At 45.9% G+C, this 12,063-nt stretch carries 10 protein-coding genes; 8 read left to right on the forward strand and 2 right to left on the reverse strand.

The window, feature by feature from the left end:
- Positions 1-28: 28 nt before the first annotated feature.
- Positions 29-940 (reverse strand): diacylglycerol/lipid kinase family protein, encoded by a 912-nt coding sequence (locus GJB59_RS09570; RefSeq protein ID WP_142827037.1) that lies wholly within the window; start codon positions 938-940, stop codon positions 29-31.
- A 110-nt stretch (positions 941-1,050) separates the two neighbouring features.
- Here GJB59_RS09570 and GJB59_RS09575 point away from each other — a divergent pair, with 110 nt between their 5' ends.
- The 5 genes from GJB59_RS09575 (at position 1,051) to GJB59_RS09595 (ending at position 7,050) form a co-directional block, all read left to right on the forward strand.
- Positions 1,051-2,232 carry an alanyl-tRNA editing protein gene (locus GJB59_RS09575; RefSeq protein ID WP_142827038.1) on the forward strand — a complete coding sequence of 394 codons (1,182 nt, stop codon included), beginning with the start codon at positions 1,051-1,053 and terminating at the stop codon, positions 2,230-2,232.
- A 69-nt stretch (positions 2,233-2,301) separates the two neighbouring features.
- Positions 2,302-4,461, forward strand: coding sequence for a beta-propeller domain-containing protein (locus GJB59_RS09580; protein ID WP_142827039.1), 2,160 nt, complete (start codon positions 2,302-2,304; stop codon positions 4,459-4,461).
- 103 nt (positions 4,462-4,564) lie between these two features.
- Complete coding sequence (locus GJB59_RS09585; RefSeq protein ID WP_142827040.1) at positions 4,565-5,704, forward strand: zinc-dependent alcohol dehydrogenase; 1,140 nt, start codon at positions 4,565-4,567, stop codon at positions 5,702-5,704.
- 110 nt (positions 5,705-5,814) lie between these two features.
- Positions 5,815-6,570 carry a threonine/serine exporter family protein gene (locus tag GJB59_RS09590; RefSeq protein WP_142827041.1) on the forward strand — a complete coding sequence of 252 codons (756 nt, stop codon included), beginning with the start codon at positions 5,815-5,817 and terminating at the stop codon, positions 6,568-6,570.
- A gap of 12 nt (positions 6,571-6,582) precedes the next feature.
- The gene (locus GJB59_RS09595; protein WP_142827042.1) at positions 6,583-7,050 is read left to right on the forward strand and encodes a threonine/serine exporter family protein; all 468 of its coding nucleotides are present in this window, start codon (positions 6,583-6,585) and stop codon (positions 7,048-7,050) included.
- Between the two features lie 204 nt (positions 7,051-7,254).
- Here the strand turns inward: GJB59_RS09595 and GJB59_RS09600 are convergent, their stop codons facing one another.
- Positions 7,255-9,261: a bifunctional diguanylate cyclase/phosphodiesterase gene (locus GJB59_RS09600; RefSeq protein WP_142827043.1), complete on the reverse strand. Its 2,007-nt coding sequence runs from the start codon at positions 9,259-9,261 to the stop codon at positions 7,255-7,257.
- Between the two features lie 166 nt (positions 9,262-9,427).
- Here GJB59_RS09600 and GJB59_RS09605 point away from each other — a divergent pair, with 166 nt between their 5' ends.
- The 3 genes from GJB59_RS09605 to GJB59_RS09615 are packed head-to-tail and all read left to right on the forward strand — an operon-like array spanning position 9,428 to position 12,009.
- Positions 9,428-9,976, forward strand: coding sequence for a copper resistance CopC family protein (locus tag GJB59_RS09605; RefSeq protein ID WP_142827044.1), 549 nt, complete (start codon positions 9,428-9,430; stop codon positions 9,974-9,976).
- Positions 9,973-11,034, forward strand: a complete 1,062-nt coding sequence (locus GJB59_RS09610; protein ID WP_142827045.1) for a CopD family protein — start codon at positions 9,973-9,975, stop codon at positions 11,032-11,034. The genes GJB59_RS09605 and GJB59_RS09610 overlap by 4 nt, the downstream gene beginning before the upstream one ends.
- Before the next feature lie 54 nt (positions 11,035-11,088).
- The gene (locus tag GJB59_RS09615) at positions 11,089-12,009 is read left to right on the forward strand and encodes a DMT family transporter (RefSeq protein ID WP_142827046.1); all 921 of its coding nucleotides are present in this window, start codon (positions 11,089-11,091) and stop codon (positions 12,007-12,009) included.
- Positions 12,010-12,063 lie beyond the last annotated feature (54 nt).

Raw genomic sequence — 12,063 nt, forward strand, 5'->3', positions numbered from 1 at the left:
CTCCGACAGGAACCATCCTTTTTGCCGTTTAAATCAATTCTTCCACTTTTTTTGGAACGAGCATTTTCAACCTGCGTGGTTCAATCTCGATCTCCAAGGGAGTCTTCAAGTAGATTTCACCGTCGGTATCAACATCCAGCTCTTCATCGGTTTTGATGGAAATGGACCGGCCCTGATAATGGGTGATGTGTTCCAGTTCTTCTGTTGCAATCTCGGGCTGGGACAGTGAAAACCATTCCCGCAACGCAGCCAGTGAAGACGTTTGAATGATAAACAAATCCAACAGGCCATCTGCCGGGTCGATGGTCGATAGCGGGAAATTGTGGGTGCCGATCGATTTGCCGTTCATGACAAGCACCAGTACGCCTTCTTCAGCATAGCTGATGCCATCGATTTTCAAATAGACCGGGAATGGAGTCGCCTGCCGCATGGATTGCAGCGCGCTCATAAAGTAACTGAGTTTCCCATATCGGTCTTTAAGATGAGGATCGATATTGGAAGAGGCATCAGTAATCAGGCCAATTCCTGCAAAGTTAAGAAACGAACCGCCATTGATTTTACCTGTATCGATTTCTTTGATTTCGCCGTTGACGAGTTCGGACGACGCCAAATCCAAGTCCAACGGAATGTTCAAAGTGCGTGCAAAATCGTTGCAGGTGCCGCTCGGTATAATAGCGATTGGCGGAGCTGCCGGGAGGCTGGACAATGCACGGACTGCAGCATGTACAGTCCCGTCACCACCGGCAATAAATAAAATATCGGCATACGTTGCGGCGGTTTGGCAAGCATTTTCGAATTCTTCGGGCGAAGCGGTTTGGATCAGCTCAAGTGACTTGGATGCTTCGGCCAAATGGGGAACAGCAAGCTTCAGGACTGCGTCTATCGTAGACGCTCCGGCATTGCCGTTATACAATAATACGGAACGATTGAACTTAGGCATTTTGTGTGCCCTCCTGTAACTTCTATTTACTTCTACAATTCCACTAACGGTAATTCTGTAAACAATCGAAACCAGCGTAATAACTGGACTAACATAAATGAGGTGTCGTTGTGACAAAAAAATTGTATTATCAAGATTCTGAGATTTCGAAAGCTCCTGTGCAAGTGCTTCAAAGTGCAAAAGATGGCAAAGGCTCTTATGCCATCCTGGATCAAAGCTGCTTCTATCCTGAAGGAGGAGGGCAGCCAGCGGATACTGGAAAAATCGGGCCGGCAAAAGTAGTGGATGTCCAGACTGTTGAAGGCGAGATGCGACATTATACAGATACCCTGCTGCCCCAAGAAAGTTTTTCCGCGCAAGTGGATTGGCCCAAAAGATGGGATCATATGCAGCAGCATGCAGGCCAGCATCTGTTGAGTGCTTTGTTGGAAGATATGTACGGCTTTAAGACCCAAAGTTTTCACTTGGGGCAAGAACGGGTGTCCATCGATTTGGACTTGGATACTGCAACAAAAGCCCAGCTGAAAGATGTTGAAAATCGGGCAAATCAGCTGATCAGCCAACGCCTGGCCATTTCGACTCGCTGGGTTACTGATAAGGAGACGAATGCGCTCCAGCTGAGAAAACCCCCAGCAGTTGCAGGGGCTATCCGCCTGGTGGAAATCGACGGCATTGACTTGAATGCCTGTGGAGGTACTCATCCAAAGAATACAGCAGATATCGGCTTATTGAAAATTATTTCTACGGAAAAAGCAAAAGGCGGCATGCGGGTCTATTTTTTGTGCGGCATCCGGGCCTTGGAACATTTTAACTTTCTGATGGAAACCACGGATAATTTGGTCGTCCAATTGAATGCGCCAGCTGATGAATTGCCGAAAGCTGCCAAAGCCTTGTTGGCTGAAAAAGCAGCGGCCGATAAAACGATCAAAAATCTTCAGGAACAAGTGTTAACTTTCGAAGCCGCAGCGATATTCCCGGAAAATAGTGTAGTGGAACGAGTTTTCGAAGGGCGTCCAATCAAGGAGCTGCAGCAGCTTGCCCGTCTAGTGATTGGTCAGCATGCCTCAGTGACCTTGCTGTTCATTAGTGTCTCAGAAGGCGATATGCGGTTGGTATGCGCCAAAGGCGACCAGGCACCAGGAGATATGCGTGAAGTGCTGAAAGGGCTTCTGGCATTGACTGAAGGCAAAGGCGGAGGGAACGCCCAATTTGCTCAGGGAGGCGGCAGGACCGGGAAAGCTCCGGAAGCATTTCAAGAGGTCTTTCGGGAAACTTTAAAAAAATTCAAGTAAATGCTTGTAACTTTTCGGTTGCTTCTGGGTCTAATGGGGAAAGGGATGTCTGAAAGGGCGTGAAGCATCGTGAAGAAGAAAAAAGTTTGGGCTTTTGCCGCGATTGCAGCTGTTTTGATCGGTCTCGCGTTTGTCTTTTTTAACGACAAAGTATCGGTAAGCGCTTCATCTGTCGCTTTAGCCGAGCAGGGCTGGAAAGCCAACTTCTCTTCCTCGCTCCAGCAGGATGCCATCGATAGAGGCGATGTCTACATTACAGATGTCCAAGGTGAACAGGTCGATGTTGAAATGATCATCCTTGAAAATGGCAAGACATTGGAAATACCTGAAATTGCCGCCGGCCAATACCAGTTGCATGTGAAAAGAGCAGCGTTAAAAAACAACTTCATGAAAAGTTTGGTGAATACTGAAATTTCATTTGTTGTGCAGGAACAATTAGAGCAGCTTACGGATGAAGAAGAGCTGCGGAACTATTTTGCACAGCTGATGGAAATGCAGCAGAACAACCAGCAATACGGGGGCGCTATTGCTGAAAGTGGAGAAGAAACTGCAGAATCCGCTGACTCTGCATCTGGCGAAAGTGAAGGGGTGGGAGGCGACCATTCAACCACCAACAATCAGGTGGAGGGAGTGAATGAAGCTGATTCAGTAAAGACAGATGGTTCGTATATTTACTCGATCAGCGAATCGCGCGTGATGATTTCAGATGTACGGAATCCCGAGAGAATGGCTGTCGCCGCGGAATTGCCTTTTACACAGGAAACCTATCCACAGCAGCTGTTTCTATCGGGAGATACACTGATCATCCTGGGCAGCAGCTATTCCGCCATGCCGATGGACGATTGGCGTCTGCCAAGCAGCCACCAGCCATATCTGGGTCTGACGACCGTTTACTTATATGACATCAGCAATCCTGAGTCGCCTCAGCTGATCCGTGAATTCGGCGCTGAAGGGAATTTGAGCGGCGCAAGGCTGAGCAGTAATGTTCTTTATTTTGTGACCAGTGTCTATCCGGATTATTGGATTCTGGAAGAACAGGACGAACCTGAACTGCGTCCGCATCGCTACGACTCAAAAAACGGTGGAGAACTTGAGCCTATTGCTTATGACAGCATCGCAATTCTGCCGGGGACCATGGAAGGCAGCTACAGTGTCATCACGACGATTGACTTGGCTGTTCCTGAAACCAACGATGTCTCGACGGAAGGATTTTTAGGCGGCAGTGAACAGCTTTATATGAATGAAGAAAATCTTTATTTGACGGCCTCTGCCTATGTTCCATTAGGCGATGACGAACTGAGCGGCAACAGTGAAATGGCAATTTGGATGCCGCAGCAGGCCAATACAGAAGTGTTTAAATTCGGTTTGGATGGTACTGCGGTTGAATTTTTGGCTTCTGCGCAAATTACCGGTTCTTTGCTCAATCAGTTTTCGATGGATGAACACAATGGCTATTTCCGTGCAGCAACAACAGAAGGGATTGCCTGGGATGTCACTTCTCCATCAAAAAACCATCTATTTGTTCTGGATGGGCAAATGAATCAAGTGGGGTCGGTAGAAGACCTGGCACCTGGCGAACGGATTTATTCAGCCCGCTTTATCGAAGACAAGGCTTATATGGTGACCTTTAAAGAAACCGATCCGCTTTTTGTCATCGATGTGTCGGTTCCTACCTCTCCACAAGTGCTTGGAGAACTGAAGATTCCGGGCTTCTCAAATTATCTGCATCCGTTGGACGATAATCATTTGATCGGTTTTGGCTATGACACGAAATTGGTGCCTGTAAAGAATGGAGAACCGCGTGTCGTGACAGGCGGCATGAAAATTTCCTTATTCGATATCAGCGATTTTGCAGCTCCAGTAGAAAAAGATACAGAGATCATCGGAGGGCCAGGCACGTACTCGACGCTTCAATACGATCACAAAGCTTTGTTTACGCATCAGGAAAAGAACTTGTTTGGTTTTCCGGCGGCCCTTTACGAGGGAACTGCCGGTGATTATATAGATTTTGAAGGTGAAGGCGCGTTGATCTACACCATTACCCCAGATGGGATTTCCCAAGCCGCCAGTTTGATTGAACAAACCGATGATCAATACGAAGATTGGAATACCGCGACACAGCGAATTCTTTATATTGGGGAAGACCTGTACACAGTAGCAAATGGTGAAATCAAAAGCTACAGCCTGGAAACCTTTGAACCAATCAGCAGTATGACGTTTGATCCATAGCAGCAAGAGGCATATTTACAGATGCCTCTTTTTTTTATGTTTTTAATTAGCAAAAAAAGGGAAGTTGATGAGTATTCTGAAAACTATAACTGGAGGGATATCGATGAAAGCAGTAACGTTTCAAGGAGCAAAGAATATGCAGGTGAAAAATGTAAAAGATCCTGAAATTCAGAAAAAAGATGATATCATCGTAAAAATCACCTCAACTGCTATATGTGGTACGGATTTGCATATTTATCAAGGTGCATTGCCGACAACAAAAGACACGGTAATCGGACATGAACCAATGGGAATTGTAGAAGAGGTCGGACCGGATGTCACCAAAGTAAAAAAAGGGGACCGTATCGTTCTTCCTTTTAACGTCAGCTGCGGGAAATGCTTTTACTGCAGCAACGAAATGGAAAGCCAATGTGACAACTCGAATGACAACCCTCATTTTGACACCGGCGGATATTTTGGTTTGACGGAACGCTATGGTGATTATTCAGGTGGACAAGCCGAATATTTGCGTGTGCCTTACGGAAATTTCATGCCTCTGTTGATTCCGGAATCCTCTGAACTGGAAGATGAATCGCTGTTATTCCTGTCAGACGTTTTGCCAACCGCATGGTGGAGTGTAGAAAATGCCGGCGTTAAAAAAGGGGATACGGTCGTTGTCCTTGGATGTGGCCCAATTGGATTAATGACGCAAAAGTTTGCTTGGATGCAAGGTGCCAGCCGCGTTATTGCGGTTGATGAAATTCCATATAGAATGGAACTTGCCAAAAAAATGAACAATGTTGAAATTGTCGATTTCAGCAAGCATGACAATACAGGGGCATTGATCCACGAAATTACACAAGGTGGAGCAAATGTTGTCATCGACTGCGTCGGAATGGACGGCAAAAAATCATCGGCAGAAGCTGTTCAGCAAAAATTGATGCTTCAGGGCGGTACATTAAGTGCCATTGACATCGCCAAAGATGCTGTCGGCAAGTTTGGAACAATCCAGTTAACCGGAGTTTACGGATTGACGTATAACCAATTCCCGCTAGGCAATATATTTGAACGGAATGTCACCATGAAGATGGGGCAGGCTCCAGTGATCCATTTGATGCCGATGCTGTATGAAAAAATCGAAAACGGAGAGTTTGATCCGCGCGAAATCATTTCACATATTGTGCCATTGGAAAATGCCAGTGATGCTTATCAAATCTTTAATGACCATCAGGACAACTGTACAAAAGTTGTACTGAAGCCATAATGGCTCATAATTCGCAGTCCATTAAACGCCCCGCAGAGTCGGGGCGTTTAATTTTTTGTCCATGTGCGTTATGATGGGTACTGAAACCGACTGCGAGAGGGGCGAAACATGTGACACAAATAGGAGAGACCAGGCGTGAACTCGCGTTGGATTGTTTTTTGCTGGCTGGCCGAATCATGATGGAAAGCGGTGCCGAAACTTACCGCGTGGAAGATACAATGATCCGAATGGCCGTTTCACAAAATATGGTAAACTCTCATTGCTTCGTAACGCCAACAGGCATCATGTTTTCTCCAAGTGAAGAACTGGCGACACGATTTGTCCGTATTAATAACCGGAGTACCGATCTTGAACGGGTAGCCCTTGTCAATTCCGTTTCACGGAAATTGGTGGCCGGAGAATATACAGTGCAGCAGGCTTACGATGAACTGCTGATTATTGATCAAACCAATTATCGATTCAATATATGGCTGCAGATTTTAGCAGCTTCAGTAGCAAGTGGCTGTTTCCTGATTTTATTGGGGGGCAGCTGGATTGATCTTCCATTTGCTTTTGTGTTCGGAGGAATCGGTTTTATCATAGTCGAGACCATTCTCGAAGAAACACGGGTGAAAATATTTGCCGAATTTATAGGCTCTTTTGTGGTCGGAATACTGGCTTCAATAGCGGTTTATAGCGGATTCGCGACAGATTTGGATACCCTGATCATAGGCTCAATCATGCCGCTTGTTCCAGGGCTCTTAATTACCAATGCAGTACGGGATTTGATGGCAGGGCATTTTGTGTCTGGGTTGTCTAAAGGGGCCGAAGCTTTTTTAACAGCGTTCGCTATTGGTGCCGGGATTGCGGTTGTTTTATCATTTTAAGGAGGAGATCGGATGAACTGGCCATTGGAAGCATTTCTCAGCTTTTTGGCAGCTGGCGCATTCGGCGTCATCTTCAATACGCCGCGCAGAACATTGATCAGCTGTGGGCTAGTCGGCATGAGCGGTTGGCTCATCTACCGCACGTTCTTCCTCGTCTTCGAAGATTCCGTACAAGCTTCTTTTGCCGGAGCATTTGTGGTTTCAATTGTGGCACATTTGCTGGCTAAGAAATTTCGGATGCCGATGATCATTTTCAGCATCGCCGGAATTATTCCGTTGGTGCCGGGAAGCAAAGCTTATAATGCGATGCGAAATATTGTTGAGCATAATTACCTGGAAGCTATCGCATTTGCATCTGAAGCACTGATGATTTCAGGCGCGGTTGCGATGGGACTGGTTTTTGCGGAAGTGCTGATGCAGCTGTTCTTTAAGCGGCAGGCAAAAAGAATACAAAGAAAAATGGGCCTGACACAAGAGTGATTCTTGTTAGTCAGACCCATTTTTATGTTTTCATGTGCTTTTCATGTTGTTTGAACTTTGGCAGCTTGCGCTTTTCTGTGTTGTCTAGCTCCAGCTGCCAGCCCCTCGAGTCGCTTCAGCCTTATCAGCAATGGCAAAAATCGCCATTACCGATAAGGCTTCCAGCGCTTGTCGGGGCTACATGGCAGCTTGCGCTTTTCTGTGTTACCCCAGCCATTTTTCCAGGTCTGGAGCATTCATCGGGTGGCCGATGATGTAGCCTTGCAGGCTGTCACAGCCCATAGCGCGCAGTAGTTCAAATTGTTCGTTGGTTTCAACACCTTCAGCTGTTACTTGGAAGTCAAGCGACTTGCCAAACTGAATCATGCCGTTGATCAACTTTTGTATTTTTTCTTGCTTGGTGATGGACTGAATAATCATTTGATCTATCTTTAATGAAGATATTGGCAGCATAAGCATATAGCGGAACGAAGCGTAGCCAGTTCCAAAGTCATCTAATGCAAAACTGATGCCTTCTTGGTGAAGTGTTTTCATCTGAGTCATGATTGAACGTTCGGCCTCTGCTTCAAGAGCGAATTTCTCAGTGATTTCAATCATTAATGAGCTGGCTTTGCAATTATTGATCTTCAACTGCTCGAGCAGCATTTTTGCCATGTCCTTGTCTCGGAACTCACGGATGGAAGAGTTGATGCTGATTTGCAGATCAATGCCTTTGGATTCCCAATCACTCAATTGCTTGCAGGCAGTTTCAATGACAAAGCTGCCGATTTCATTGATCAGACCATTTTCTTCTGCAATGGGAATCAGTTCATCGGGTGTAACTACGCCGATTTCTGAATCCGTCCAACGCACCAAAGCTTCTACGCGTTCAACCTTGCCGTTGTTCAAGTTTACCTGTGGCTGATACAAGAGCTGCAAGTTTTTGCGGTCCAATGCATAGATCAGCCGTTTTTCGATAAGAGCTTTGCGGTTCAAACGTTCATGGTCGTCGGATGTCAGTGCGGAAATGGCACTTCCGCCCCGATCTTTTACTTTTTTGATGGTGGCATAAGAAGCTTTGATCAAATGCATAAAGCTTTGCTGGTCTTCAGGATATTTAGTGATGGCGCCGCTGATGGTCATTGGCACCGCCGTACCCTGCAGGTAGATCGGATGCTGTTTAAGGTAATGAAGAAAGCCTTCGATAAACCAATTGCTCAGTGGCGTCACCAATGCAAATTCATGCAGTCCGGCGCGTGTAATAATGGAGTCGGAAAAATACATTCGCAGCCGTTTCGTGAATTCAATGAGCAATTCGTTTTCAGTGTCTGTGTCTGACACATCCTGCAAAGTATAAAAACGGTCAATATCCAGAAAAATGAAGGAGAAGTGGCGTCCTTCTTCTATATATTCATTGACCACTTGCTCAAGCCGGTGCCGGTTTTCTAACCCTGTTACCGGATCGATAAAGGCGATTTCCTCGAGATGCTGCTGAGCTTTCTTATTGGCAGTTATATCTTTTTCCAGGAAAATGTAGTACGTATCATCGCTGGAAAGCTGCATCGGGATGGCTGTCAGATCCACCCAATAAACTTCGCCATCTTTTTTTACTTTTTTCGCTTCGCCGTTCCAGACATTGCCTTCTCTTAACGTGGATAGAATGGAATCGACAAATTTGACATCCGCCTCACCATCTCCAAACATGTGCCAGACCGGCTTGCCTAAGATCCGTTTTGGCGTCCACTTGCTCAATTTCAAAAATAGGGGATTCGCATATGTAATCAAAAATTCCTGATCAAAATAAAGCAGCATGAAAGAGTCATCCAGACCATTGCGCAAATGGTTTAATTCTTTAGGGGCAGATCCCTCTTCATCGCCTTCGTCCAATTCATAGATCGTCATGACGTACTGTTCATTGTTTGAAGTGTAGGACTTGGCTACAACTGTTGTATAGGCCTTTATTCCATCGCCCAATTCTATTTCCACATCTTCAAATTTAACCGGTTCCTCAGTATGCAGTAGTTTTTCCCATGAATGCTTGCTTAACGCTGCTTTTTCAGGATTCATATAAGGAGAAAGCTGGCCTTTGACCGCTTCGGATTCTATTTGAAAAACGTGCTCGGCATGCTGGTTGCACCATGCAATCAAGCCGTCTTGGTCTATGATGATGATGGGGAAAGGAATATGGTTAAAAACGAGGGTGTCAGCTAATTTTCCTTGCAATTCGCTCATTCTTTGACGCTCCTTAACCGTAGTGTACTTTCATTATAGAGAAGAAAAGGTCTATCGTCATCCTTTTCAAAATAATCTCTATAGGAAATTCACGGATTTTTCACTATCCTTTCCTTGACAATCGTGAGAGAATAGGCATAAATCATATGAAAATAGAGGTAAGAAAATGTTAAAAAAATTTTTTGTAATATTATTCCTGATACTAATTTTGCCTTTTTCGGTTCAAGCGCATACAACATTATTGTCATCGACACCGGCAGAAGGAGAAACTATTACCCAAGCTTTGGATGAGGTGCAGTTGGTTTTTGGAACAAGAATTGAAGAAGGCAGCACAATGTCAGTCGAAGGAGAAAGCGAAGCATTCGAATTTGACAGCATCATGGTAGCTGAGGATTCAATGGCTGGTGAGTTTAGTGAACCACTGGCTAATGGAAACTACCGTATTCTTTGGAACATTATTGGAGAAGACGGCCATCCCATCGAAGGAGAAATTGCTTTTAGTGTTTCTGTGGAGGCAGAGGAAGAACCGGTAACAGCTCCGGCTACAGAAGAGAAAGCTGAAGAGCCAGCAGAACAATCTGTGTCGGCTTCAGAGGAAGGGGCAGCTCCGGAAGCAGCTGAAGAAGGCAGCAATCTGCTTGTAACCACTGTGCTTGTGCTGGCTGCTGCTTTAGTGATTTTCGGAATCTATAAATTGCTGACGAAGAAAAAATGATATTTTTCACTGCATTTGCCGATGTCTTGCTGTATATTGCCTTTTCATATTTGGCGGGCTCCGTTGTGCTGCAATTTGTGCCCGAGGACCGGAAACCGAGGCTATCCACTTCGAAGGTTTTGCTGCTGCTCAGCACAGCTGGAATTATTTTTCTGTCATTTGGTCCGGTCTATGAACTGGCTGTATTTCTTCAAAGCAGCCAGGGGTGGAGCGAATCTTACCTGAATGCCATTACTGGATTTCGCGTTGGCCAAGGATGGCTGATCACCTTGCTGCTCGGAATTATCCTTGCTATAACCATTTATTTGGGGGGCAGCCGTTATATCCAGGCGCTTTATTTGTTCCTGCTGATTCTGACTGTCGGATTCTACAGCCACATTTCGACTCTTGACCTGTGGGCTGGATTTGCGCTGCACTCCATCCATATTCTTTTTATGGCGATGTGGGCTGGTGTGCTGCTCCACGTGGCATGGTTTGCAAAAGAAGGGATGAACTGGGAGCGGTTTCTGGCATGGTTCACACCGTTTGCGTTTTTCTGTGTAGCAGCGGTAATGGCCAGCGGAGTTGTCATCATGTTCTTTTTTGTGGCTCCGGCCGATTACGCCAATTCCTGGGCTTTGCCTTATGGACAATTGCTCCTCCTAAAACATCTCAGCATTATACCGGTGCTGATGGCAGCTTTGATCAACGGGTTTCTCAATAAGCAAAAAGTTTTTCAGCAGGCTTGGCTGAAAGTAGAAAGCCTCCTGCTGCTGATCGTCTTTATCTTTACCGCTTTTATGAGCAAGCAGGCACCGCCTCACGATGTTAATGATACGCTGAGGATTGAAGGCGGCGGGTGGCTGATTGAAGAATTGGCAGGCCCTTTGTACATTCCGCTTACAGCAGGATTGGATTTGACCTTAAACGGCTCGCTGTTGATGGGGCTTAGCCTGCTGTTGCTGTTTTTGATGCTGGCAGGTTTTTACCGGCAGCTGAATGCATGGCTGTCATTGTTGTTAAGTGTTGGATTTATCATCAGTTTTTATGTGGGGTTAATGTTGAACCTATCATTTTAAATAATTACAGGCCAATCTCTCGGGATTGGTTTTTCTATTGAAAGGAGTGGGGGCATGCAACGTTTAAAAGGAGTTTCCATGATATTGATCGGGGCCATGCTATGGGGAGCCACGGGACCCTTAATGGAATGGACCATGGAGATCTATGGCATTTCCGTTCCGTTTCTTTTAACCATCCGTTTAATCGTGGCGGGTCTTTTATTGCTCTTGTTCCTGAAGCTGAAAGGCGTCCGCGTCACAGCAATCTTCCGCAATAAAACCTGGATTCGTCCGCTGCTGATTTTCTCCATACTGGGAATGCTCGGTGTCCAGTACAGCTTTGTCGCAGCAATTGAAGCAAGCAACGCGGTAGTGGCGACTTTGATGCAATTTTTAGCCCCCGTCTATATTATTTTGTTTGTTTCCATCACTCACAAAAAAATTCCGCCAAGCTATCAAATAATCGGCATGGCTGGAACATTGGGTGGATTGTTTTTGCTGCTGACAAATGGCAGACCCGATCAGCTGATCATCAGCGGACAAGCATTTTTCTGGGGCATCCTGGTAGGTCTGGCTTTTACTTTCTATACTTTATATCCTGCGCGCCTCATGCAAGAATGGGGAGTGTTGCTCGTGGTCGGCTGGTCAATGCTTTTTGGCGGCATTTTTCTCGGACTTGTAAACCCGATTTTTCTTTCGGACGAATGGCCGATCCTCACCGAACTTCCGGTGATTGGCGCAATCCTGGCCATCATCGTCATCGGAACAGCCGCTTTCGTCTTGTTTCTCAGCAGCATGCGCTATATTACCGCCGTTGAAACCAGCATCCTGTCATCACTAGAGCCGTTGACCGCGATGGTCATTTCTATGTTCTGGTTTGGCCAGGTTTTGTCGCCTGTTCAACTATTCGGTGCACTTGCTATGTTGGTTTTTGTTACCTGGCTGTCGCTGGCCGGCAATCCGAAAAAGAAAAAGCTGCAGGCGGATGAGCCTTGATTTTATAGTTGAAGTTGGAAGTACCAGAGCGCTTACTGCTGCTCAAAGCAGCTG

Source organism: Planococcus soli (assembly GCF_016881065.1).
In the GTDB taxonomy this organism is placed as follows: domain Bacteria; phylum Bacillota; class Bacilli; order Bacillales_A; family Planococcaceae; genus Planococcus; species Planococcus soli.

Excerpts from the sequence above, each read along its gene's own strand:
- GJB59_RS09570 (WP_142827037.1), bottom strand. The coding sequence starts at position 940 with ATGCCTAAGTTCAATCGTTCCGTATTATTGTATAACGGCAATGCCGGA.
- GJB59_RS09615 (WP_142827046.1), top strand. The coding sequence starts at position 11,089 with ATGCAACGTTTAAAAGGAGTTTCCATGATATTGATCGGGGCCATGCTA.
- GJB59_RS09595 (WP_142827042.1), top strand. The coding sequence starts at position 6,583 with ATGAACTGGCCATTGGAAGCATTTCTCAGCTTTTTGGCAGCTGGCGCA.
- GJB59_RS09585 (WP_142827040.1), top strand. The coding sequence starts at position 4,565 with ATGAAAGCAGTAACGTTTCAAGGAGCAAAGAATATGCAGGTGAAAAAT.
- GJB59_RS09610 (WP_142827045.1), top strand. The coding sequence starts at position 9,973 with ATGATATTTTTCACTGCATTTGCCGATGTCTTGCTGTATATTGCCTTT.
- GJB59_RS09605 (WP_142827044.1), top strand. The coding sequence starts at position 9,428 with ATGTTAAAAAAATTTTTTGTAATATTATTCCTGATACTAATTTTGCCT.
- GJB59_RS09600 (WP_142827043.1), bottom strand. The coding sequence starts at position 9,261 with ATGAGCGAATTGCAAGGAAAATTAGCTGACACCCTCGTTTTTAACCAT.